The organism is Aeribacillus sp. FSL K6-1305 (assembly GCF_038050115.1).
Lineage (GTDB): Bacteria > Bacillota > Bacilli > Bacillales > Aeribacillaceae > Aeribacillus > Aeribacillus composti.
In genome coordinates, this window is sequence record NZ_JBBOQV010000001.1 from 499,252 (window position 1) to 524,769 (window position 25,518).

At 38.5% G+C, this 25,518-nt stretch carries 22 protein-coding genes and 1 pseudogene; 18 read left to right on the forward strand and 5 right to left on the reverse strand.

The features are described 5' to 3' along the window. Positions 1–107: 107 nt before the first annotated feature. The 4 genes from NST97_RS02340 (at position 108) to NST97_RS02355 (ending at position 9,174) form a co-directional block, all read left to right on the forward strand. The gene (locus NST97_RS02340) at positions 108–1,280 is read left to right on the forward strand and encodes an FtsW/RodA/SpoVE family cell cycle protein (protein WP_066250250.1); all 1,173 of its coding nucleotides are present in this window, start codon (positions 108–110) and stop codon (positions 1,278–1,280) included. A gap of 69 nt (positions 1,281–1,349) precedes the next feature. Continuing rightward, positions 1,350–4,793, forward strand: a complete 3,444-nt coding sequence (gene pyc / locus NST97_RS02345) for a pyruvate carboxylase (RefSeq protein ID WP_341342886.1) — start codon at positions 1,350–1,352, stop codon at positions 4,791–4,793. Between the two features lie 444 nt (positions 4,794–5,237). Beyond that, entirely contained in the window at positions 5,238–8,843 is a 3,606-nt protein-coding gene (locus tag NST97_RS02350) for a dynamin family protein (protein ID WP_341342887.1), read from the forward strand. Between the two features lie 64 nt (positions 8,844–8,907). Beyond that, on the forward strand, positions 8,908–9,174 hold the full coding sequence (locus NST97_RS02355) for a DUF2533 family protein (protein WP_130158285.1): 267 nt from the start codon (positions 8,908–8,910) through the stop codon (positions 9,172–9,174). 567 nt (positions 9,175–9,741) lie between these two features. Here the strand turns inward: NST97_RS02355 and NST97_RS02360 are convergent. After that, a pseudogene (locus NST97_RS02360) lies at positions 9,742–10,166 on the reverse strand (reverse transcriptase-like protein). A 353-nt stretch (positions 10,167–10,519) separates the two neighbouring features. Between NST97_RS02360 and NST97_RS02365 the strand changes: the two are divergent. Further along, positions 10,520–10,738 (forward strand): zinc-finger domain-containing protein, encoded by a 219-nt coding sequence (locus tag NST97_RS02365; protein ID WP_157728045.1) that lies wholly within the window; start codon positions 10,520–10,522, stop codon positions 10,736–10,738. A gap of 70 nt (positions 10,739–10,808) precedes the next feature. Here the strand turns inward: NST97_RS02365 and cspD are convergent, their stop codons facing one another. The 3 genes from cspD to metA form a co-directional block, all read right to left on the reverse strand. Continuing rightward, entirely contained in the window at positions 10,809–11,012 is a 204-nt protein-coding gene (gene cspD / locus NST97_RS02370) for a cold-shock protein CspD (protein WP_063389667.1), read from the reverse strand. Between the two features lie 378 nt (positions 11,013–11,390). Then, the gene (locus tag NST97_RS02375; protein WP_063389668.1) at positions 11,391–12,530 is read right to left on the reverse strand and encodes a diglucosyl diacylglycerol synthase; all 1,140 of its coding nucleotides are present in this window, start codon (positions 12,528–12,530) and stop codon (positions 11,391–11,393) included. A gap of 60 nt (positions 12,531–12,590) precedes the next feature. Further along, complete coding sequence (metA, locus tag NST97_RS02380) at positions 12,591–13,499, reverse strand: homoserine O-acetyltransferase MetA (protein WP_063389669.1); 909 nt, start codon at positions 13,497–13,499, stop codon at positions 12,591–12,593. Positions 13,500–13,680: 181 nt separating this feature from the next. Between metA and NST97_RS02385 the strand changes: the two genes are divergently transcribed. The 13 genes from NST97_RS02385 to NST97_RS02445 all read left to right on the forward strand — a co-directional run bounded on the left by NST97_RS02385 (position 13,681) and on the right by NST97_RS02445 (position 24,008). Beyond that, on the forward strand, positions 13,681–14,154 hold the full coding sequence (locus NST97_RS02385; protein WP_063389670.1) for a glutathione peroxidase: 474 nt from the start codon (positions 13,681–13,683) through the stop codon (positions 14,152–14,154). Between the two features lie 97 nt (positions 14,155–14,251). Next, the gene (locus tag NST97_RS02390; RefSeq protein ID WP_066250259.1) at positions 14,252–15,376 is read left to right on the forward strand and encodes a conserved virulence factor C family protein; all 1,125 of its coding nucleotides are present in this window, start codon (positions 14,252–14,254) and stop codon (positions 15,374–15,376) included. A 59-nt stretch (positions 15,377–15,435) separates the two neighbouring features. Then, positions 15,436–15,870: a BrxA/BrxB family bacilliredoxin gene (locus NST97_RS02395; RefSeq protein WP_063389672.1), complete on the forward strand. Its 435-nt coding sequence runs from the start codon at positions 15,436–15,438 to the stop codon at positions 15,868–15,870. A 373-nt stretch (positions 15,871–16,243) separates the two neighbouring features. Then, positions 16,244–16,825, forward strand: coding sequence for a YpjP family protein (locus tag NST97_RS02400; RefSeq protein WP_066250261.1), 582 nt, complete (start codon positions 16,244–16,246; stop codon positions 16,823–16,825). 15 nt (positions 16,826–16,840) lie between these two features. Continuing rightward, complete coding sequence (locus tag NST97_RS02405) at positions 16,841–17,356, forward strand: phosphatidylglycerophosphatase A family protein (RefSeq protein ID WP_063389674.1); 516 nt, start codon at positions 16,841–16,843, stop codon at positions 17,354–17,356. 207 nt (positions 17,357–17,563) lie between these two features. Next, positions 17,564–18,358 carry a thymidylate synthase gene (locus NST97_RS02410; RefSeq protein ID WP_063389675.1) on the forward strand — a complete coding sequence of 265 codons (795 nt, stop codon included), beginning with the start codon at positions 17,564–17,566 and terminating at the stop codon, positions 18,356–18,358. Next, positions 18,355–18,846 carry a dihydrofolate reductase gene (locus NST97_RS02415; RefSeq protein WP_340881346.1) on the forward strand — a complete coding sequence of 164 codons (492 nt, stop codon included), beginning with the start codon at positions 18,355–18,357 and terminating at the stop codon, positions 18,844–18,846. The genes NST97_RS02410 and NST97_RS02415 overlap by 4 nt, the downstream gene beginning before the upstream one ends. A gap of 269 nt (positions 18,847–19,115) precedes the next feature. After that, positions 19,116–20,384: a threonine ammonia-lyase IlvA gene (gene ilvA, locus NST97_RS02420; RefSeq protein ID WP_063389677.1), complete on the forward strand. Its 1,269-nt coding sequence runs from the start codon at positions 19,116–19,118 to the stop codon at positions 20,382–20,384. An 87-nt stretch (positions 20,385–20,471) separates the two neighbouring features. Beyond that, complete coding sequence (locus NST97_RS02425) at positions 20,472–20,723, forward strand: DUF2535 family protein (protein WP_063389678.1); 252 nt, start codon at positions 20,472–20,474, stop codon at positions 20,721–20,723. Between the two features lie 213 nt (positions 20,724–20,936). Then, on the forward strand, positions 20,937–21,785 hold the full coding sequence (locus tag NST97_RS02430; protein ID WP_340881348.1) for a DegV family protein: 849 nt from the start codon (positions 20,937–20,939) through the stop codon (positions 21,783–21,785). A gap of 107 nt (positions 21,786–21,892) precedes the next feature. After that, positions 21,893–22,465, forward strand: a complete 573-nt coding sequence (locus tag NST97_RS02435) for an SCO family protein (RefSeq protein ID WP_094245660.1) — start codon at positions 21,893–21,895, stop codon at positions 22,463–22,465. 131 nt (positions 22,466–22,596) lie between these two features. Continuing rightward, a complete protein-coding gene (locus NST97_RS02440) occupies positions 22,597–23,424 on the forward strand; it encodes an SGNH/GDSL hydrolase family protein (RefSeq protein WP_144596979.1) in 828 nt (275 codons plus the stop codon). 5 nt (positions 23,425–23,429) lie between these two features. Then, complete coding sequence (locus tag NST97_RS02445) at positions 23,430–24,008, forward strand: YpmS family protein (protein ID WP_066250274.1); 579 nt, start codon at positions 23,430–23,432, stop codon at positions 24,006–24,008. Positions 24,009–24,040: 32 nt separating this feature from the next. On the opposite strand, the gene NST97_RS02450 is transcribed toward NST97_RS02445, so the two are convergent. Next, positions 24,041–25,420: an RsmF rRNA methyltransferase first C-terminal domain-containing protein gene (locus NST97_RS02450; protein WP_341342888.1), complete on the reverse strand. Its 1,380-nt coding sequence runs from the start codon at positions 25,418–25,420 to the stop codon at positions 24,041–24,043. Between the last annotated feature and the right edge of the window lie 98 nt (positions 25,421–25,518).

The window sequence follows — 25,518 nt, forward strand, 5'->3', positions numbered from 1 at the left end:
AATTGTTCAAAGTATAATAGAAAATAAATTTTCTTTACACTTATGAAAACGATGACTGTGTATTTATTTTGCAACAAGAAGAGCAGCAAGTCGTAAGGAAGATGAACATGTTGAAACGAATTTTAAAATCATATGATTATTCGCTTATTTTAGCAGTTTTCTTATTATGCGGTTTCGGCTTGGTCATGGTGTACAGTTCAAGTATGATCATGGCAGTCACGAGGTATTATACGGAAAGCGATTATTTTTTTCGCAAGCAATTGTCCTCGCTCCTGCTTGCAACGATAGCTTTTCTAGTAATGATGTTTTTTCCGTACCGCGCTCTGCTGAACGGAAAATTTATAAGAATTTTGTTTTTTGGATCGATTGCTGTTCTCGGGCTGTTATTTATTTTTGGACATGTTGCCGGCGGTTCGCAAAGCTGGTTTAAAGTTGCCGGAAGAGCCATTCAGCCGGGAGAATTTGTCAAGCTTTCCGCCATTATTTATTTATCAGCTGTATACGAAAAAAAGCAATCGTACATATGGCACTTTGGAAAGGGAGCATTGCCTCCGGTAATCTTTACCGTATTGATTTGCGTTTTTGTTATGCTTCAGCCTGACATTGGGACATCATTCATTATTGGAATGATTGCCTTGTCTATTATTTTATGTTCAGGTATGGGCATCAAAAACATGTTAAAGTTAGTATTGCTTGCTTTATTTTTCTTATTGCTGCTAAGTCCGCTCATTTTATTTAAGGCCGATGATATTTTTAGTAAAGAACGTCTTTCCCGCTTTACAGGGTATACGGATCCATTTGAACATGAAGACGGAGCAGGTTATCAGCTCGTCAATTCATATATTGCGATCGGATCCGGAGGTCTTACTGGACTGGGGCTGGGGGAAAGCGTGCAAAAATACGGATATTTGCCGGAAGCGCACACTGATTTTATTATGGCCGTTGTAGCGGAAGAGCTAGGTATTTTCGGTGTATTATTTGTTCTTACGCTTTTGGCGTTTATCGTTTTAAAAGGCCTCTATATTGCAAGAAAATGCACCGACCCCTTTGGTACATTGATTGCCGTAGGAGTTTCAAGTATGATCGCCATTCAAACGGCCGTCAACTTGGGAGGAGTGACAGGGCTGATCCCGATCACTGGTGTTACATTGCCGTTTGTCAGCTATGGAGGCTCATCGTTATTAGTACTATTAATATCGATGGGATTGTTAGTGAATGTTTCAATGTTTGTCAATTACCGGGAGCAATATAAAAAAGAAAAAGAAATTGCAAGCATGTAATCGTTCCGCCATATGCTGCTCTAATTTTATTTTCTTGAAAATCTAATATACACTGCAAGGGGGATTTATATGACGAACAGAAAAATTGAAAAAATCTTAGTAGCAAACCGTGGAGAAATCGCGATTCGGGTATTTCGAGCTTGCAATGAATTGAATATCCGAACTGTTGCAATTTATTCCAGGGAAGATTCAGGTTCTTATCATCGATATAAAGCAGATGAAGCTTATTTAGTTGGCGAAGGAAAAAAACCGATCGAAGCATATCTCGATATTGACGGTATCATTGAAATTGCAAAAGCTCATGACGTGGATGCTATTCATCCCGGATACGGTTTTTTATCTGAAAATATCGAATTTGCTAGAAAATGCGAAGAAGCCGGAATCATTTTTATCGGCCCTAGAACAGAGCACTTAGATATGTTTGGCGATAAAGTGAAAGCTAGACATCAGGCGGAAAAGGCCGGAATTCCAGTCATTCCAGGCAGCAACGGTCCAGTCAAAAGCTTGGATGAAGTGATTCAGTTTGGTGAAGAATACGGGTATCCGTTTATCATTAAAGCTGCTCTTGGCGGCGGAGGCCGGGGTATGCGCATAGTCCGTTCAAAGGCTGGAGTAAAGGATTCTTATGAACGAGCTAAATCGGAAGCAAAAGCTGCATTCGGCAGCGACGAAGTGTATGTAGAAAAGCTGATCGAAAATCCGAAGCATATTGAAGTGCAAATCATTGGTGACCACGATGGAAACATTGTTCATCTTTATGAGAGGGACTGTTCTGTCCAACGTCGTCATCAAAAAGTCGTGGAAGTTGCTCCAAGCGTTTCTTTAAAGCAGGAATTAAGGGATAAAATTTGCGAAGCGGCTGTACGGTTAATGAAAAATGTCAACTATGTCAATGCAGGTACGGTGGAATTTTTAGTTTCCGGAGATGACTTTTATTTCATCGAAGTAAATCCGCGTGTTCAAGTAGAACATACGATTACTGAAATGATTACAGGGATAGATATCGTTCAAACACAAATTCTTGTGGCAGAAGGCCACTCAATTCACAGCCCGGAAGTTGGAATTCCAAGACAGGAAGACATTAAAACATGGGGATATGCTATTCAAGCAAGGGTGACGACGGAAGATCCGCTGAACAATTTCATGCCGGACACTGGAAAAATTATGGCGTATCGTTCCGGAGGCGGCTTTGGCGTTCGATTGGATACCGGAAACAGCTTCCAAGGCGCTGTTATTACACCTTATTATGATTCATTGCTTGTAAAAGTATCGACATGGGCGCTATCGTTTGAGCAAGCTGCCAGAAAAATGATTCGAAATTTAAGAGAATTTCGAGTTCGCGGAATAAAAACAAATATTCCTTTTTTGGAAAATGTCATTAAACATGAGAAATTTTTATCTGGAGAATATGATACGTCCTTTATTGATTCATCACCTGAGCTGTTCGTTTTCCCGAAACAACGAGATCGGGGAACAAAAATGCTCACATATATTGGGAATGTGACGGTGAACGGTTTTCCAGGCATCGGGAAAAAGAAAAAACCAGTATTTGATGAGCCACCAATTCCGCACGTAAATTTATCGGAGCCTATTCCAGAAGGAACGAAACAAATTTTAGAGAAAGAAGGAGTCGACGGCCTTGTTAAATGGGTAAAAGAACAAAAACAAGTGCTGTTGACGGATACGACTTTCCGAGATGCTCATCAATCATTGCTGGCAACTCGCGTGCGTACAAATGATATTAAAAAGATTGCTGAACCTACTGCGAGATTGCTTCCAAACCTGTTTTCGCTTGAGATGTGGGGAGGAGCAACGTTTGATGTTGCCTATCGCTTTTTAAAAGAAGATCCGTGGGAAAGACTTCAAATTGTCAGAAAGCATGTGCCAAACTTGCTTCTGCAAATGCTTTTGCGCGCATCGAATGCTGTCGGATATAAAAACTATCCAGATAATGTAATTAAAGAATTTGTCGAAAGATCAGCGGAAGCAGGCATTGATGTGTTCAGAATCTTTGACAGCTTAAACTGGGTAAAAGGGATGACCCTTGCCATCGATGCCGTCCGTAAAACCGGAAAAATTGCCGAAGCAGCCATCTGTTATACAGGGGATATTCTCGATCCAACAAGAAGAAAATATGATTTGAATTATTACAAACAGATGGCAAAAGAATTGGAAGCATCAGGCGCACAAATTTTAGGCATTAAAGATATGGCAGGACTGTTGAAGCCACAGGCGGCATATGAGCTTATTTCAGTGTTAAAAGAAACGGTCGATCTGCCAATTCATTTGCATACACATGATACAAGCGGAAACGGCATTTACACATATGCCAAAGCGATCGAAGCAGGAGTCGATATTATAGATACAGCGTTGAGCTCAATGGCCGGTTTAACTTCTCAGCCAAGTGCCAATTCTTTATATTATGCGCTTGAAGGTTCGGAAAGAAGACCGAATGTTAACATTCAATCATTGGAAAAGCTGTCTCAATATTGGGAAGAAGTTCGCAAATATTATCAAGACTTTGAGAGCGGCATGAAAGCTCCTCATTCAGAAGTTTATGTACATGAAATGCCTGGCGGACAATACAGCAATTTACAGCAGCAGGCGAAGGCTGTAGGTTTGGGTGACCGCTGGGAGGAAGTGAAAGAAATGTACAGCCGCGTCAACCAAATGTTTGGCGATATTGTTAAAGTAACTCCGTCATCAAAAGTTGTTGGTGACATGGCGCTCTTTATGGTTCAGAACAATTTAACGGAAGAAGACGTATATGAGCGTGGAGAATCGCTTGACTTCCCAGATTCAGTCATTGAATTTTTTGCCGGATATCTCGGCCAGCCGTACGGAGGCTTTCCGAAAGAGCTCCAGCGCGTGATTTTAAAAGGCCGTGAGCCGATTACAGTTAGACCTGGGGAGCTATTGGAGCCGGTTAATTTCCAAGCATTAAAAGAAGAGCTGGAGCAGCTGCTCCATCGTGAGCCGACGCCTTACGAGACGATTGCTTATGCACTGTATCCAAAAGTGTTCACGGAATATTTGAAAACATATGAACAATATGGAAACATTTCTGTTTTAGATACACCGACATTCTTCTACGGAATGCGTTTAGGCGAAGAAATTGAAGTGGAAATAGAAAAAGGAAAAACGCTGATTGTGAAGCTAGTTTCCATTGGCCAACCGCAGCCTGATGGAACGCGGATCGTGTACTTTGAATTAAACGGCCAGCCGCGTGAGGTTGTCATTAAAGACGAGAGCATCAAATCAACTGTTCAGCAAAGAGTCAAAGCAGATCCGCAAAACCCTGAACATATTGGAGCGTCTATGCCTGGAACAGTAATTAAAGTCTTGGTAGAAAAAGGCGAAAAAGTAAATAAGGGCGATCATTTAATGATCACTGAATCAATGAAAATGGAAACGACTGTTCAAGCTCCATTTGCAGGTGTTATTAAAGATATTTATGTGAAGAGCGGAGAAGCTATTCAAACAGGTGATTTGTTAATCGAAATCACTAAATAATAAATTTTGTGCCAGCCATTTTTGGCTGGTTTTTTTATGTAAAATTTTAAAATTTAAAACTTCGTTTCGAAAAAACTATTGAAAATGATTTTCACTCATGTTATTCTTTAATTAATGATGAAAATCATTCTCAAGAAAGGCTGTGACGACATGACAATGCTTTTTGTCGGTAGTACGGTTTTGATTTATAGCATTTTAATCGGATATGTTTTGAAGCGAGTCGATTCAAATTCATAAATAAATTTTTCATATATTACATAGCGGGGATTGGCAAAAAACCGTCAATCTCTTTTTTATGGGAAAACTGAGCTTTTTAACAGTCGCTTGGGAGGAAGCGAAGCGGGTTTTTTCTTGATCCAGGCTCCTGAAAATAATTTTTTTGCCTTCATTTACGGGCAATATGGTAAAATCAACATGAGGAATTGACGAAAAGGAGCCTGAGGTATGGGAAATGTAGTTGAGCAAGAACAAATCAGCAGCTTGATTCAAATATTTGAAAAGCTTCCTAAAGAAGTCAAAGCTTCCTATAAACAAAAATGGAAAGAATTAATTGAAAAAGAGATGCAGGATCAAATCCAAATTGCATTTATGGGCCATTTTTCGGCAGGAAAATCATCGCTGTTAAACAAGCTTGCAAACGGAACCATTTTGCCTTCGAGTCCGCTTCCGACCAGCTCCAATATCGTCATGCTGGCGAAAGGCGAACGTTTGACCCGTGTGCATCTGTTTAATGGCAAAATGTATGAATCGAAAGACGATTTGGATAATGAGCTGATCAGCAAGCTGTGCAAACAAGAAAATGAAATTGAAAAAGTATTTATTCAACGGCCTTATTTTACGATTCGTGAACATCTGATTTTAACAGATTCGCCGGGAATTGATTCGACGGATGACGATCATCGCAAAAGAACAGAATCGGCGCTCCATTTAGCGGATTACATCGTATATGTGACGGATTATCATCACGTTCAGTCGGAGCTGAATTTTTCTTTCTTGTCAAAGCTGAGGGGGATGAATAAACCGATCATCGTCATCATCAACCAAATTGATAAGCATCAAGAAGATGAAATCCCTTTTTCAACGTTTAAAACAAACATTGAAGCCTCGCTGACAGCTATCGGAATTGAAAAGGAAAATATTTATTATACGACAACGAAATCGCCTGAGCATCCTTTAAACGAATTTAAGCAGTTAGAGGAGCGGTTAAATGGGCTAGTCGATAATAAAAAGCATTTAGTGCGAAAAAATGTATTGGAGCAGGCAAAAATTTTGCTTCAACAAATGAAGGAGGATTTGTCTAAAGAGAAAGCGGAGAGTCTTCATCTCTCATTGGATGAATGGAATCAGCTTGATCAGCTGCTTCAAAACAGCCAGCAAAAATTGTCGGAAATAGAACAGAAGCTCAAACTGATAGATGAAGACATTAAACAGTTTGAAGCAGCATTTGATCAAGAACTTGATGGTTTGTTGAGAAACGCCAATCTTATGCCTTATGATACAAGGGAAAAAGCGGCAAAATTAATTGAAACCCAGAAAAAAGATTTTAAAGTTGGTTTGTTTTTCTCAAAAAAGAAAACAGAAGAGGCAAAACGAAATGCACTTATTCAATTTTATGAAGAGCTGGCCAAAAATGTGGAATCGCAAATTGTATGGCACATCATCAATATGGCGAAAAAATATTATGAAAAGCATCATATCGACCAACCTTCTCTTTTACAGCAAATACTAAGCTTTTCGATCGAATTTGATGAAAATATGCTGCTTGACGTGATCAAACCAGGGGCTGAATTAAATGGTCAATATGTGCTCCAGTATGGGAAAGATGTTTCAAATGCTGTACAGCAATTGTGCAAACGAGAAGCTCAAAGCTTGCGCGATCACATGATCAAAGCGTTACACAAGATGAATCAAACAGAAAGAGAACGGATGAAACAGGAGCGGGAACAGCTTACAGTCAAACTGATGCAAATGTCTAAAGCGATTGATGAGAAAGAACAATTTATGAATGAGTTTAAACAGCTTTCCGACATATTAAATGGTCAAGGAACTGTTGACAATATCGATATCGAGCGATGGAAAGCCGAACATCTGCAAAAACAAATCATGGAATGGAATTCTCTTCAATTCCTTATTTCGAATGAAAAGCAAAGAAAAGATAAAAAAATAGAGAAAAAAGAAACCGAACGAAAACATGAAGCGGCGAAGAAAGATCAAATGATAAATAAGCTGCAAAAAGGGATTGAAATTTTAAATGAGACTGGGCTGGAGCATTCAGCCAACCGCTTAAAAGAAAAACTTTCTCAAATTGAGAACCGCTCCTTTCAAATTGCAATTTTTGGCGCGTTTAGTGCAGGAAAATCGAGCTTTTTAAATGCCTTGATTGGTGAAAAAATTTTCCCTTCCTCGCCAACTCCAACAACCGCTGTTATCAATAAATTAACCGGTGTTAAAGATGGCAAAAAACACGGGGATGTGGAAGTAGTCTTTAAAAATGAGCAGCAAATTTTAGAAGAAATTAATGAATTGCTAGCACCGCTTTCTCTTAAGGCAGAGAGATTTTCCGGTTTGCGCGAAGCGATGCTTCAAGCAATGAAACGAACGGAAGATGAAATGGTTCAACGAAGGCTGAACACCTTTTTAGAAGGAATCTCATTTTATGAAAAAGAAGATCAAAAAGTGAAATGGATCAAGGCAGATGAGCTTGAGTCATTTGTTGCAAAAGAAGAACGGTCATGTATGATTCAGGATGTAACGATTTATTATGATTGTGATCTGACTAGAAAAGGGATTACTCTTGTTGATACTCCAGGTGCGAGTTCATTTCACGGCCGGCATACAGAACTTGCTTTCCAATATATAAAACATGCGGATGCCATTATCTTTTTAACTTACTACAACCATCCATTTTCAAAAGGAGATCAGCAGTTTTTGGATCAGCTTGGTCTTGTAAAGGACGCCTTTACGTTAGATAAAATGTTTTTTATCATCAATGCAATTGATTTGGCGGAACATGATCAAGATGCAGAAGATGTTCGAAATTATGTCGAGCAAATGTTATTGTCCCATTCAATCCGACAGCCGAAGCTTTTTCAAGTTTCAAGCTTACAGGCATTGGAAAAGAAAAAGATTTCGAAGGTTCGAGACGAGTTTCCGCATTTTCTCAAGTCGTTTGAACATTTTATCCATCATGAATTGATGACCGTTTTAATTCAAGCGGCTGAACATGAATTTCAACAGGCGGTCTCAGAACTTTCAGATATGATCAAGCTTTTGGAGCTTGATGAAAGCGAACGCGATCAGAAAATTCGCGAATTGAAGGATCAGCTCAATCGCATGCAGGAATTAATTCGTACGCAATCAGTTGACGAATACGTTATAACATTCCAGCAGGAAACGGAAGAATTGAACTATTACGTAAAACAGCGGCTTCTTCATAAACTTCCGGAGCTGTTTAAAGAGGCGTATCATCCTGGCAAATTTACAAACAGCACAAAGGGAGAAGCAGCCATTTTAATGGATTGTTTTAACGAAATGATAGAAGGACTGAATATTCAGCTCCAGCAGGAAATGAACGCTACAACACTTCGTATTGAAAATTATTTAAACGGAATATTGCAAAAAATCAATCAGAACCTTTCCGACATGGTTGCTAAACAATGTGTAGCAGTTCCGTTTTCAAATATAGAAGAGATTCAATGGGAAGAAATCCGGATCCAAGTTTCCGTTTTCCCTTACATTCAATTTGATGTTTCAAAAGCACATAAAGTGTTCCGAAATACGAAATCATTTTTCGAGCAGAACGAAAAGCAAAAGCTGTATGATATTCTAGAACAGAATTTGAAAGATACGATTGACATGTCGGTGAGAGCTTTTGAAGAGCATCTGGCACGCCATTACGAAGCATTATTGAAAAAGGAAATCGAACAGCTGAAGGAAAAAATGATTCAAGAAGGGGAACAATTTATTCAAGCTAGATTAAAAACGTTGACAGCTCCAAATGATGTACAATGGATGAAAGAAAAATTCAATGAATTAACATCGCTTTCATAAAGAGGGGCAGAAGCTCCTCTCTTCCTTTGAAAGAGCTCGAACTTAAAAATTAGGGGGAAAAAAGATGGCAGAAGTACATAAAGAGATAACAAAGCATTCAAACCGCCAGCACGAGATCGTGAAAAAGTTTTTGCATCTCGAAGAAAAACGGGAGCAGGCAATCGATGAAGCTGTAAAGCTTTGCGAAAAGGGGCTTCATTTTTCCGTGCAAACGATTAACGAAATTACAAAAGAAATGAATGAGCTGGCCAGAGCAACCGGAATCGTTCCGCAACGAAAATACGTAACGGAAGAAATGGTAAAAGAATATGTAAGTCGGAAGCAAAGCTGAAAGGAACTGGATGACCCAGTTCCTCATAAAATTTATGGAAGAGTCTTTATTTTCTGGATGCTAACAGAACGTGCAAAATGGTTTGTGGAAATGTTTTTTGCGGGATGCCGGGAGGGAGGAGAAGCCGCAAAAACCAAGCTCATCCCTCTGATCAAAAAGCGGATGATCTCATGGGGCCACGCCCTTGATGGAACGCTCATAAACGTTGTTAGTTTATCGTGTTCTAATACATTAAAGGTTCCGGTGAATGCTCACAAACGTTGTTTATCGCGCTAATACATTAAGGCTCCGCTGAATGCTCCGAACGTTGTTAGTTTATCGTGTTCTAATACATTAAAGGTTCCAGTGAATGTTCACAAACGTTGTTAGTTTATCGCGCTAACACATTAAGGTCCCGCTAAATGTTCACGAATGTTGTTAGTTTATTGCGTGCTAATACAATAAAGGGTTCCAATGAAAGACCAGAACGTTGTTAGTTCTTCTTCAATAATATGAGTTAACACATAAAGCCCTCTGAACGATAAAAAATGCTGTTTCCAAATATAAGTAACGCAAAAAAACTTAAAATCAGCCGCTTGTTGTTCCTTCATGATCAATCCCTTTTTGAAGCTGCAATGCTTTTTTGGCTAATTCATCAGCCGTTTTGTTTTGCTTTTCGGGAATCCATTTAATAAAAAACAAATCCAATTGATCGATGAGCTTTAACGCTTCTTGAAGATGGCTGTTATAGCGTTGATTTTTTGCATAACGTTTAAGCACTGCTTGCTCCACTGCCTGTGAATCGGTTCTGAAAGAGACGATCTTATATCCTTTTTCAAGGCAGATCATAAGTCCTTTGACTAATGCAGCAAATTCAGCTTCATGATTATCCATGACGCCAAGCCAAGGGGGAAAAAATATTTTTCTTGAATGTTCGTTCCTTTTATATAAATACCGGCGCCGGAAAGTCCGGGATTTCCTTTTGCCGCACCATCTATGTAGACTTCTACCAATCAATTTCACTCCCTTAGAGGAATTTTTTTAAAAATGAAGAATATAACATGTCATCAAGATCATGATAAGGATGAAAAAAGCTTAAAATAGATGTGAGGAGCTTTTGATCTTATTAAGTAAAACATCTATTTGACTGCCTTTTTCTTTTCAAAAAAATCGATGTGATTATACCATACAATTCGATCAATGTCTGTAAAAACCCTTTTGAGTGAATCGGTTGCAAGGTTGAACAGAATATGGTATAAAAAATTAGTCTCTTCAATTGAGAATGCGAAAGATACATTTTCGAGAAAGTACAATCTCTTTTTGTGAAACAGCATAATGATAAATAAAAAACAGTGGAGATGGAATGATGAAAGATCGTGCGGCTATATTTGAAAAAGTGACTGAATTAATGGATGAATATTGCGTAAATTGTTTTTTAAAAGCTCATTTTCGAAAAGAATACGGAAAAACATATGCCCATTCATTTTGTATTAATAAATGCACGGTGGGACAGCAAATTAAAGAGCTGGGGAAAAATTTGAGGGGGACACGCAAGCGCGGCGATCGAAAATTCAGTAATAAATAAAAATTCCGAAAATAAAAAATAAAAAGAGGCAAAAGCCTCTTTTTATATTTGAAGATCAAATGATCATCGATTATAATTTTACAACGTTCGCTGCTTGTGGTCCACGATTTCCTTGGACAATTTCAAAAGATACCGCTTGACCTTCTTCTAAGGTTTTGAAACCTTCGCCTTGAATTGCAGTGAAGTGGACAAAAACATCGTCTCCGCCTTCAACTTCAATAAAACCATAACCTTTTTCATTGTTAAACCATTTTACTTTACCATTTTGTTGCATATTTCGATTTCCTCCTAATACTTTCCGCACAAAGCCGTGCTTAAAAAATTTTTTATCATTTAACAGGAATATAATGCAACAAGCAAGGTCTCAAAACCTTAGGCTGCCTATATTCAGCTAAATGATATATCTACTATACACTAACCAATTATTGAAAGTCAAGTTTATTCCAATGATTCGAATTTTTGTCAAAACGCTAAGATGGAAATTGATTGGGAATAAATCAGCTTAATTGCCGGCTACATGACAAGGATGCTTTCACCGTGAAAATCGGTGCTGTTTTCTCGCAAAAAAAAGCATTTTCCAGGTAATACGAGGAAGTTAATACGATAAAGCGACGTCATTTTATAAAAAAACGAATGTCTTATTGACACTCGTTTATGAAATATGTTCATGAATATATTTAGACATTCGTTCACTTTCTAACTTTATGTCGTCTAAAATGGTGTCCACAGCGTTTGGATGGTACAGTTGAAAAATATTTTTACGCATCCGTTTTAATTTATCAGGTGAATGCAATAATTTGTTCACCTCATCAATCATATCAGATACATTGTTGACGATGACCGCAGCGCCGTGTTTTGCAAAGAATTCCGCGTTTTCTTTTTCCTGCCCAGGAACCGGGTTGTATAAAACGAGAGGAACCGAAAGGGAAGAAGCTTCTGTTAACGTAATTCCTCCGGGTTTTGTAATCAACAAGGAAGCAATTCGAAACAGCTCGTCCACTCTTTCGACGTAACCCAAAACTTTCAATTGATCTCTGCTTGCTTTAGCAAGAGGGGCTAAGCGGTCTTTGAGCGCATGATTGTTTCCGCATACAACAACGGTTTGGACGTTTTCTGAATAGCGCATCGCTTCGCAAATTTCTTTCACATTTTTTAAGACGCCGTGAGCACCTGCCATAATAAGCAAAATATGTTTGTTCTCACTTAATCCATATTTGCGGTACAACGGTTCTATCTCAATATTTTCTTCAAATCGGCTGCGTATAGGAATTCCGGTAACTTTTACGTCTTTTTCGTCGATCCCTAAGCTGAGAAGTTTTTCTTTTACATCTTCACATGCAACATAATATTTATCTATGTTTTGATGCACCCAAATTTTATGTAAACAAAAATCTGTCATGACATTAAAGGTCGGAATCACGTGACCGGTGCGTCTCCGGTATTCGGGTACGACGATCATTGGAAACGTATTGATGATGATATCGGGTTTTTCAGCAGCAATCACTTGTTCGAGTTTTTTTCTGCCCATTGTGTAATAAACATTCATGACTCGTTTATTGTACATTTTATCTACACCATAATAAAACAAACGGTAAAACTGTTTTCCAAACGAAAAGCTCTTTAAATACAGGTATTTTGTGAATTCAGTAATGAGTGGATGAGACTCTTGATATAGATCGCAAACGATGACGTCCATACCCCGTTCCATACATCGCTTTTCCAGCGTCTTTGCCACTTGAATATGCCCGTTTCCGTACTTTGCTGTCAAGATCAAAATTTTCTGCTTATTCATAAACGATTTCATCACCTCAATTTCAGAACGTCGTATTTTAATCCGACCAGGTTGCTATTATTATTCCCAAATATAAGGAGTTTCTTGATATACATAATAGTTAAGCCAGTTGACAAACAGCAAATTCGCATGTGACCGCCAGCGATTGTAAGGCGATTTCGTCGGGTCGTCATTAGGGAAATAATTTTTTGGGATTTCGATGTCAAGTCCTCTCGCCAAATCTCGTTCATATTCATCTCTTAATGTTGTTGCATCATATTCAGGATGTCCGGTTAAAAAAATAAATCTCCCGTCTTTCGAAGAAATAAGACATACACCCGCTTCATCCGAATAAGACAAAATCTCTAAATCTTTTTGTTTTTTCACTTCTTCCACATCGATGTCCGTATGGCGAGAATGAGGAACGTAATAGATTTCATCGAAACCTCTTAACAGCTTGACGGAAGGATCTGATATTTTATGTTCAAAAACGCCGAAGCATTTTTTCGGCAGCATATATTTATCGATGCCGTAATGATAGAATAGGCCTGCTTGAGCACCCCAACAAATATGCAAAGTAGATGTCACATTTTCTTTCGTCCATTCAAAAATGTTTGTCAACTCTTCCCAATAATTAACAGCATTAAAAGGCATTTTTTCAACAGGAGCCCCTGTTACAATCAACCCGTCGAATTTTCGATGCTTGACTTGATCAAACGTTGTATAAAATTGTTCTAAATGCTGCTTTGCCGTTGTTTTTGGCGTATGGGTTTTCGGACGCAAAAACGTGATATTAACTTGAAGCGGAGAATTTCCTAAAAGTCTGAGAAGCTGGGTCTCCGTTTTTTCTTTTTCTGGCATTAAATTTAAAATGGCAATATTTAATGGGCGGATATCCTGAGTGTAAGCCCTTTTTTCATCCATCACGAAAATGTTTTCCTTCTCCAATATTTCTTTTGCCGGCAAATTTGCTGGTATATTAATTGGCATGTATGTGCACCTCCGGAATGTAATCGAAAAACAAAAAAATGAATCATGTGCAGAGCGAAACAGAACATGATCAGACTAAGTTTTGCTAATATTATAGATAGTTTAAAATGATATTTCAATTTTAGATTTGTTATTATTATGACTGTATTGTAAAATCAACGTAAATGGAGGGGGAGGCGTGATGACTGTTTATGACTTTGATGTAAAAACCGCAGATGGGCAAACAATATCACTATTACAGTATAAAGGAAATGTCATGCTCATTGTCAATACTGCAAGTTATTGCGGCTTTACGGAGCAATACAAAGATTTGCAAAATTTATATGAAACATACAAAGAAAAAGGATTTGTCGTACTGGCGTTTCCGTGTAATCAGTTTGGCAATCAGGAGCCGGGAACGGACGAAGAAATCCAAACATTTTGTGAAAATTATGGTGTGACATTTCCCGTCTTTTCAAAAATTGATGTGAGAGGCCCGAATGCCCATCCTTTATTTGTGTACTTGACCGAACAAATTCCAGGCGTGTTTGGAACAAAGATGATTAAATGGAATTTTACAAAATTTTTGATCGACCGCGACGGCAATCCGGTAGAGCGATTTGTTCCGCAAACAAATCCGAAAGACATCGCTCCTTATATCGAAAAGCTTTTGTAAATTCTCCATTATTTCACTGCAAGTGCTTTTGGAAAGAATTTTGCAGACTGGCATGTTAAAATGGAACTAGCTAAGAGGAAGTAGGGAGTGACATCTTGTGAACATTAAGTCGATTGAACCTACCCCAAGCCCTAATACGATGAAAGTAATTCTCGACCAAGAGCTTCCGGCAGGTAAAAGGAACAATTATAAAAAAGAAAATGCTCATGAAGCACCAAAGGAAATCCAATCCATTTTAGCAATTGAAGGGGTGAAAGGGGTTTATCATGTTGCAGATTTTATGGCCATTGAACGAAACAGCAAATATCATTGGCAGGATATTTTATCAGAAGTAAGAAGCATTTTCGGCGAGCAGGTTGAAGATAACAGCCAGGACGCCTATTCTCCTGAAGAAGGATATGGCGAAGTAAAAGTGTTTATTCAAATGTTTCACGGTCTGCCGATGCAAGTAAAGCTGACAGACGGACATGAGGAGCGCCGCTACGGGCTGCCTGAACGCTTCCGAAACATGATCATGGAAGTTCAAAAGCATGCGAACAACGTTGTTTTAGAAAGGGAATGGAAGGAGCATGGCGTCCGCTACGGAGATTTGGATGCAATCGGCCAGGAGGTTGTCGATGAAATATCAGCAGCCTATCCGGATGACAGGCTGGAACGCATAAAAAATAGAATCATTCATCAAAAGGATGAAAAGGAAACGTTTAAGCGATTCAGCTACAAAGTAACGGTTGACATGCTTGATGATCCTGATTGGCAAAAGCGGTTTGCCCATTTGGAGCAAATGGATCCAACGCTTGAAGATTTAGATGTGCTGGAAAAAGCGTTGAATGATGAGAAAGCATCGATACGAAGACTTGCAACGGTCTATTTAGGAATGCTCGAAGATCCGGCTGTCCTTCCTTTGCTCTATAAAGCGTTAAAAGATAAAAGCGTTACTGTTAGAAGAACAGCAGGTGATGCGCTATCCGACATCGGGGACAAAGCGGCTATTCCTGAAATGGCGAAAGCATTGAAGGACAAAAGTAAACTTGTTCGTTGGCGAGCAGCCATGTTTTTGTACGAAGTAGGAGATGAATCTGTTTTAAAGGAACTGAAGGAAGCGGAAGACGATCCAGAATTTGAAGTGAAAATGCAAATAAAAATGGCAATAGAAAGGATCGAAAAAGGAGAAGAAGCAAAAGGATCCGTTTGGAAGCAAATGACCGAAAGCCGGCAAAAGTAGCATATTTCTGTTTCATAAACGAATAATGTTAAATATAGTAAAAATTAGGGGGATTGAAAATGTCAATGGCTTATGAAGAGTATATGCGTCAGCTCGTTCAACCGATGAGAGATGAGTTGACAAATGCCGGATTCCGCGAATTAGTTACACCTGAAGAGGTGGATCAATTTATGGAATCAGCGGAAGGGACAACGCTCGTCTTTGTGAATTCCGTTTGCGGCTGCGCAGCGGGACTTGCAAGACCAGCGGCAACACAAGCTTTAGTAAGAAGCGAAAAAACTCCTGACCATCTCGTAACAGTTTTTGCGGGTCAAGATCGGGAAGCGACGGCAAAAATGAGGGAGTATTTTATCGGTTATGAACCGTCGTCGCCGTCAATGGCTCTTTTAAAAGGAAAAGAAGTTGTCCATTTTATCCCAAGACATGACATTGAAGGCAATACGCTGGAAGGAGTTATGGAAAATCTTCTTCAAGCATTTGAAAAGCATTGCTAATAATATTCAGCTTCTTAAAAGTAAAAGAGCTCATGGTCTTCCATGAGCTTTTAGTCTGTAAGTTCCATTACAATTAAATATGCAAGTGTAATAAAGCTACCTATTATGAACATTGCATCATACATATGTACTTTCCTCCAATCAACTAGAAAAAATTTTGCAGGATGAGTTGAACGGTCATTTTTTGCCGGTTTCCCAAATTGTCGGCTTCCGATCTGCTGCCTCCAACTTCTGATTTTTATTTTACCCTTTTTTCTCGTTTTTTTGAACCCATTTCTTTTCAGTCAAAAAACTCTATCAAATATCTATTTTGATTAAAATATGATAGAATGATAGTATCGTTTGTTCATTTGGCGGAAAGGATGTTGGGAACTTGAAAAATTGGATTCGAAAATCGCTTGTCGTTTTATTTACACTCGCAACATTCGGGCTTGTAGCGCCTCCGTCCGCCTTAACCGTCAATAAACAGGCTCCTGATGCAAACTATGCACCGGAGGCCGAAGAGAAAAAACTATTACTGCATCGTGATTCACAAGATCAGTCAGCAATAGAACAGCCAAACATTGTCGATCAATTTTTGTTTGAAGCGGAAAAACAATCATTTGAAAAATTCGGCAAAAAAATCAGCGGTGTGATAGAAGATGAGTTTCGCAACTTAGTTTTGCCGCAAATGGAAGAAGTGATCAAAACCTTCTTGGCAACGGAGAAGGAAAAATTTGCAGATTTGGCTATATCCCAAAAACCTGCGAATGGAAAAGGAGAAAAAATTTTTCACATTTATGATCGTACGAGCGGAAAAGACTTGATACGATTTCATGTTCGCGTCGATCATCCGCCAAAACAGGGCTATTGGTTTGATTTTCATTACCATACATACCATGACCACTTTCAAACCCATTATGCATTGGGGAAAATTTATTGGGACACAAACACACCTCCAAATTGGATGCAGTAAAGGAAGTGATTGAATATGGCGTATTCACTTGAAAAGCTCCAAAAAAAAGCGATTGAATTGTTGGAAGATCGGGGAGTAACATTAAAAGACATTGGACAAATCGTGTTGGAGCTGCAAAAAAAATACATTCCCGATCTGTCTCTTGAAGAATGCACATACCATGTTGAAAAGATTTTAAGAAAACGAGAAATCATTCATGCTGTCTTGACAGGAATTGCTTTAGACAAGCTTGCGGAACAAAAATTGCTTCCTGAACCGCTTCAGCAAATTATCGAATCAGATGAACCGCTATATGGAATTGATGAAATTTTATCGTTATCGATTGTAAATGTTTATGGGTCAATTGGATTTACGAATTATGGCTATTTAGACAAAGAAAAATTTGGAATCATCAAAGAGCTGAACAATAGCCATGACGGGAAAGTCAATACATTTTTAGACGATATCGTGGCAGCCATTGCTGCAAGTGCAGCTAGCCGCATTGCTCATAATAACGAAGATGTAAATGATAAGCTGGAAGAGATAAAATAATTTCAGAAAGTGTGCAGCGGGAAATAATTGGCGATTCGCCAATTTTTCCATTTTTAAAGATGGAGATTGCAAAAATAAGCTGCATGAGACGGCTTTTTCGATCCGGATTTTGAAAAAATTTTTTCGTTTGACAAACGGTTTAATAGCAATGAGAGAACGAGCCGATTGTAAACTAAAGTAACATTTCAACTAAAGGATGTGTCATCAATGGAACAATACTTAAATTTATGCAGACATGTGCTTGAGCACGGGGTTAAAAAACAGGATCGGACGGGGACAGGAACCATCAGCACATTTGGATATCAAATGCGTTTTGATTTGGCTAAAGGGTTTCCTCTTGTTACGACGAAAAAAATTCATCTAAAATCGGTCATTTATGAGCTGTTATGGTTTTTAAAAGGTGATACAAACGTAAAATATTTACAAGAACACGGCGTCCGAATTTGGAACGAATGGGCAGATGAGAACGGCGACTTGGGCCCCATTTACGGCTACCAATGGCGTTCGTGGACAGGTGCAGACGGAAATACCATCGACCAAATCTCAAATGTAATTGAACAAATTAAAACGAATCCACATTCACGGCGATTGATTGTAAGTGCTTGGAACGTCGCTGATTTAGATAAAATGGCCCTCCCGCCGTGCCATGCGTTTTTCCAATTTTATGTTGCGGAAGGAAAGCTTTCGTGTCAGCTTTATCAACGATCCGCAGACCTTTTTTTAGGTGTGCCGTTCAATATTGCTTCCTATGCGCTTTTAACGATGATGATTGCTCAAGTTTGCGACTTGGAGCCCGGGGAGTTTATCCATACATTTGGCGATGTTCATATTTATAACAACCATATTGAGCAAGTAAAATTGCAGCTGACGAGGGAGCCGCGGCCTCTTCCGACAATGAAATTGAATAAAGAGGTAAAATCCATTTTTGATTTTACTTATGAAGATTTCACGCTGGAAGGGTATGATCCTCATCCTCACATTAAAGGTGAGGTGAGTGTATGATTTCCTTTTTGTTTGCGATGGATGAAAACCGGCTGATCGGAAAGGACAATAAGCTTCCTTGGCATCTTCCGAATGATTTAAAATATTTTAAAGAAACAACGATGAACAAAAAGATCGTCATGGGCCGTAAAACCTTTGAATCGATTGGACGGCCCCTTCCCGGAAGAGAAACGATTGTGTTAACAAAGAATGAAAAGTTTTCTTCTGAAGGCTGTCTCGTTTTTCATTCGATAAATGAATTTTTGCAATTTGCCCAAAACAATAAGGAAGAAGAAATTTTTGTAATTGGCGGAGCGAAGATTTTTGAAGCGCTGCTTCCGTTTGCCGATCGACTCTATGTAACAGAAATTGAGGGGGAGTTTGAAGGCGACACATATTTTCCAAAAATTGATTTTTCTGAATGGAAGCTTATTTCCCAAAAAGATGGAGTAGTTGATGAAAAAAATGTTTATCCGCACCGCTTCCTTGTGTACGAGCGAAATAAATAAGAACGGTCTGAGTCAATTTGAAGTCAAGGAAGCATTGCTTCTTTTGCCGGTTTCTAAAGGACATTAAAAAAGGCGCTTAAGCGTCTTTTTTAGTTGTGCCATATCTTGCAAGTAATACATATAAGAATCATATAATTTCACATGTAAAATTTGATTCAATCGGTCAAAAAAGCCGATTTCTAAATAAAAACAATAGATGTAATTTTATTTTTATTTGAATCGTGTTATAATTTAAAAATTAAGAAATTGTTTAAGGGCAGGGATGTACGATGACGAATTTGACAAAAGTTGAAGCATTCGTCCAAGTAGAAGATATATTAAAAGCGCATCAATCATTAAAGGATGTTGTGACACATACTCCATTGGAATTTAACCAAAGATTATCTGAAAAATATGGTTGCCGGGTATACTTGAAAAGGGAAGATTTGCAAGTTGTACGCTCTTTTAAAATAAGAGGAGCTTACAACAAAATGAAACATTTGACTCCTGAGGAAACGAAAAATGGGGTTGTCTGTGCAAGTGCTGGAAATCATGCGCAAGGAGTCGCATTTTCGTGCAGAGCGTTAAAAGTGCATGGAAAAATTTTTATGCCTTCCACAACTCCAAAACAAAAAATATCTCAGGTGGAATTGCACGGAAGAGAGTACATTGAAATTGTGTTGACAGGCGATACATTTGATGATGCGTATAAAAAAGCGCTTGAATGCGCCGAAAAAGAAAACCGTACGTTCATCCATCCGTTTGACGATAAAGATGTCATTGCGGGCCAAGGCACCATTGCTGTTGAAATTTTAAATGACAGCGATGAGCCAATTGATTTTTTGTTTGCTGCTATCGGCGGCGGAGGGTTAATGTCTGGCATCGGCACATACTTTCAAAGCGTATCGCCGGAAACAAAATTAATCGGCACGGAACCTTCCGGCGCACCAGCTATGGCGAAATCACTCGAAAAAGGCGAAGTAGTCGAACTGGATGAAATTGAAAAATTTGTGGATGGAGCGGCGGTCCAGCGGGTAGGAAATCAGACATTTTCCATTTGCCGGACAATTTTGGACGATCTTTTACTTGTGCCGGAAGGAAAAATTTGTACAACGATCTTGAACTTATATAATGAAAATGCAATTGTAGCAGAACCAGCAGGTGCGCTTCCAATCGCAGCGCTTGATTTTTACAAAGATCAAATAAAAGGAAAAAATGTCGTTTGCATTCTTAGCGGAGGCAATAACGATATTGAGCGCATGCAGGAAATTAAGGAGAGATCCTTAATTTATGAAGGCTTGCAGCATTATTTTATCGTTAATTTTCCGCAGCGTGCGGGTGCTTTACGTGAATTTTTAGATGAGGTATTAGGTCCGACGGATGATATCACTCGCTTTGAATACACGAAGAAAAATAATAAAGACAGCGGTCCTGCGCTTGTCGGCATCGAAGTCAAGCATCGGGAAGATTATCGCGGATTAGTCGAAAGAATGAAAAAGAAAGGTTTTCCTTTTACAGAGGTTAACAAGGACAGCAACTTATTCAATTTGTTAATTTAAAATATTTTTGTATATGACAAATTTTTGCAAAATTCGCTCCTATTTTGTTGTATAATAGAAGAAACGGGTAAAAAGAGGATTGATACTTTGCTATTTAAAAGCCTAGAGTTCAAACTTGAAAATGGACAGAAGGTGAAGATTGTTGAAATCCCAGTATTGGAGGAGGATAACTCTTACCGTTTCATGTTAAATATTCATTTGCAGCTTTTTATAGCGAACATTTGCAAAGAATCAAAGCCAAAAAGCCTTTATAATTTTCGAAGCTATTTGAAGCATGCTTTAAAGTGGAAAGATTATGAATCAATTTTTCAAGACAACCGATTAAAACATAACGCTTAAAGAAATATCCCTTGCAGATATTTGATTATCGGCAAGGGCTTTTTATTTTTTTAAGCGTTTTGGAGAAGAAGGAGAGATCTGCGAAATTGACCGTTTTTGAATTTTTAAGTTTCAAAATATGTTAGGACGGGTAAAGATTAGAGACTGTTTCTTTTCTTTTGATCAGAAACGTGATAAGGTTGAAATATTATTGTTTGATAGGAAGTGAATATATTGACACAAAAGGTAAGGATCGTTACCGATTCAACAGCAGATTTAGATAAAAATATTTTGGAGGAATACAATATTGAAGTTGTTCCGTTAACTTATACATTGAATGGTGTATCTTATACGGACAGCATTGATTTTGAACCAGCGGAATTTATTGAAAAAATGATGGAATCAGCAGAAATACCGAAAAGTTCTCAGCCTTCTCCGGTCCATTTTAAGGAAGTGTATGATCGCCTTCATGCAGAAGGTTTTCAAGTGCTATCCATTCATATGTCCGGTAAACTGAGCGGAACAGTGCGCGCCGCACAGCAGGGGGCAAGCCTGACCGAGGGAGAAGTTACGATCATAGATTCCAACTATATATCTAGCGCTTTAGGTTTTCAAGTGATTGAAGCGGCAAAAATGGCAAAAAAGGGAGCAATGTTAGACAAAATAATCTCTCATATAGAACAAGTACGAAAAAACACTTTTCTTTATGTATCAGTAGACACTCTCGAGCATTTGGAAAAAGGGGGACGGATTGGAAAGGGAAAGGCTCTATTAGGATCGTTATTGAATATTAAACCGATCGCTTCTTTACAAGACGGGATCTTTACGCCAATCACAAAAGTTAGAAGCCATTCGCAAGTTGTTAAATTTTTTATGAAGCAATTGATTCAAGATATAAAAGATCGCGATTTGCTGAGGATTGGGGTGGCGCATGCCAATGCATTAGATTTGGCTCTGCGCTTAAAAGAGGAATTGTTGAAGATCACAACCGCCGATAAAATTGATATTTGCACAACGACACCAATCATTTCCATTCATACCGGCAAAGGAGCTTTAGGAGTTTCTTACTATGTGAAGCCATAAGTAAAAGCTAGTTTTTTGAATCTTTTATGAATCATTTTGGAATTTGTTTTCACTTGAATGAAAATTTGATACACTTTCGATGAGAATAGGTGAAAGGTGAATGATCGATGAAGAAGAAAATGTTCATTTCCTGTTTTCTGTTATTGATCTTTTTAACGGCTTGCAGCGGAAATAAAATAAAAGATCCGTTGAATTATAAAGTGGAAAATTTTGAATTTACGGATCAAAACGGACAGCCCTTTGCTTTAGCAGATTTAAAAGGGAAGGTTTGGGTAGCTGATTTTGTTTTTACAAGCTGTGAAACCGTTTGTCCGCCGATGACAGCCCATATGGCTCAATTGCAGGAAAAAGCGGAAAAAGAAGGTGTTGAAGTCGAGTTTGTATCATTCAGCGTTGATCCGGAAGTAGATACACCAGAGAAACTGAAACAATTTGCAAATCAATTTTCCGATTCTCTTGACAACTGGCATTTTTTAACCGGATACAGCCAAGAGACAATTGAAAACTTTGCAAAAAACAGTTTTAAAACGATCGTTCAAAAACCGGAAAGCGATGATCAGGTCATTCATGGAACGAGCTTTTATTTAGTGGATCAAAACGGAGTTGTTTTAAAAAGCTACAACGGTGTTGAAAATACGCCGTATGACGAAATTATCAACGATATAAAAGCTGTTCAATAAAGTTTAAAGTTGGCCTAAAGCGTCTGACAGCAGGGGGAAAGGACCCTCTGTACATGATGCCTTTGGGTCAATTTTAAACTTTTTTTCGTATGATATAATAAAAAGAAAGAGATCGTCACAAGGTGATAGGAATGCTGTCGAAAAAATTTTCTCTTCTTATTATGACTTTTTTCTTATTAACCGGATGTGTCCAAAAATCCACTGCTTCTCCTTCAAATCAAGCGAAGGCGGAAGAGGAAGAGAGCAAACCGATTGAAACTGAAATCGCTGTCGCGGGGAATGAAAGTAGGTCCAGCTCTTTTCAATTGCAAGGAGATATCAAAATTGTTGCACTTGGCGACTCCCTGACAAAAGGAGTGGGCGACCGAACAAAAGAAGGCTATGTTGGTCTCGTTTCAGATGAATTAGAAAAAAAGGAAGACATTTCATCTGTTTCAACAGTCAATTTTGCAGCGATGGGGCATTCAACGGAAAATTTGTTAAAAAAGCTTGATGAAGATCAAGTAAAAAAGGAATTGGAAGATGCCGATCTCATTTTCATGACGATTGGTGCAAATGATTTAATGAAAGTCGTGCGGGAAAATATTTTTGAATTAACAGTTGAACTTTTTCAAGAAGAACGCCTTCTTTATGAACAACGTTTAAGAGACATTATGAACAAGATCCGGTTGACAAATGAACAGGCAGTGATTGCGTTTATTGGGCTTTATAATCCGTTTGCGTGGAAATTGGCAGAATTTCCGGAAATTGATATGATTATTTCGGAATGGAACGAGCGGACGAAACAAATTTTGCTCGGAGATGGACGTGCGGTATTCGTTTCAATTCAGGATATTTTTCAAGAAGGAGAGGACAAAAACCTCTTATATACAGATGAATTCCATCCGAACGAGAACGGATATGTATTGATTGCGGCAAGGGTTATGGAAACATTGGAAAATGGAACAAAAAAGGATTGAAGTAAATGAATAAATGGAAGCTTGCATTTTTTATCTTGTTGTTTTCCAATTTTTTGATTATTCTCATCTCCTCTGGTCTTCTGCTTATGCCTGGGGAAAAGCCGCCTCTGAAAAAGGAAGCGGAAGGTAGTAAAGATTTTGCTGTCTTTAAAGTGGAAACAGATAAACAGACAGTAACTAAGGTCATCAATGATTATTTAAAAAAGGAAGCCGTTCATCAGCCTCTCACATACTGGGTTGAAATTACGGATGATATTAAACTGTACGGCAGCCTTCTCGCTTTCGGCCGGGATTTGGACATGGTCATGTCTTTTGAACCGAGTGTACAGCAGGGAAACGTCATTTTAAAGGTGAAAAGCTTATCGGTTGGGAGACTTTCCGTTCCGGTTTCTTATGTGTTGAAATATATTGATTCCCAATACCACTTTCCAAAAGAAGTGCAGATTGATGCAAAAAATCGCCAGATTGTAGTCTTTCTTGATCAGCTGGCATTGGAAAACGGGTCTAAAATTCAAGCTGAAAAAATTGATTTGGAGGAAGGGGTAATTTCAGCAAATTTGTATGTTCCGCTCCCTCTCAAATAAGTAAGCGGGTATCAAAACCCGCTTTTGTTTTGTCAAAATTGAACACGAAGACCTTTTGGATAAAAGTTTTTAATGGTTCCTTTCGTTTCTTTTCCCCAACCGATCGATTCGCCGTCTATTGTCATTAATATCCATCCCCTGTCTACACCCAATGGAGATGAAATCGTTTCTCCCGTTAAATAAGCTTGCCAATCTTTTTCGTTCGTTGAGAAGGAATAACTGTATTTCACATCATTTGGTGTGAGTGACAGGGCAAGATGATGATTCGGTTCAAATCGTTTCTTTTTGATTTCTCCAAGATGGAGACCCGCCCGCAAAACGTTCAACGAAGTAATATCTGGGCATTTTTCAGGTAATACATACAGCTGTTGTTTTTTTAAGAAAAATGCCCCGGTTATTCTTTTCTTTAAAAAAGAATGTTCGAATTGCTGAAACTCAGCTAATTGCTGTTTTTTGACATTTGATTTTAAATATGAAACGCTGCTTCTCGTATTGGTTTCGCCATTTTTGATTAATTTCGCAACGAAATGCCCTTCACCTTTGATTTTATGCGGCCAAAGGCGGATGCATTTTGAAATTTCTTCAAAATTCGTTTTTGTCCATTCCACTCTTCCTCGATCAAAACCTTCACGTTTAGGAATTTCAACAAGAGACATTTCTGGATGCATGCTTACAAATGCCTCAATAACCTGTTCATTTTCTTCAGGAGAAAACGTGCAGGTGGAATAGACGAGAGTTCCGCCGGGTTTTAACATTTGAAACGCTAAAGATAACAGCTTTTTTTGCGTGTACGAGCATTTTTCAACAAGATCCTCGCTCCAAAATTCGATGGCGTTATCATCTTTTCGAAACATTCCCTCTCCAGAGCACGGGGCATCAACTAAAATTTTGTCGAAATAATTCGGAAAGTGTTGAACCAGTTTTTCGGGCCGTTCATTTATCACAATAGCGTTTTGAATTCCGAAACGTTCAATATTTTCCGATAGTGCTTTCGCTCGTTTGAAATGAATTTCATTTGAGATTAGAATTCCTTCATTTTCCATCGACGCGGCAATTTGCGTCGATTTTCCTCCTGGCGCAGCGCACAAATCTAATATTTTTTCTCCGGGTTTTGCCTGAAGCACTTCAGCAGGAACCATAGCACTCGGTTCTTGTATATAATAGAGCCCAGCTGCATGAAAAGGGTGTTTTCCGGGCTCGTCTTGTTTTTCATCGTAATAAAATCCGTCTTCACATAAGGGAACTGAAGAAAGAGAAAAAGATATTTTCCGAATGAACGTTTCTTTTTCTATTTTTAGACGATTGAAGCGCAGTCCCTTGATCGGTTCATCTCGCAAAGCAGAAAAAAAATCATCTGCTTCATTTTTTAACAATTGTTTCATTTTCCGGCAAAAATCATCAGGTAATGCCATATTTCAGATCTCCTTTCCTAAAATATTATAGCGGAATATGAAACATAATGGCGAAAATTCTTTCTGGCGAATTCTTGACGGAGAGGTGAAGATAAGAG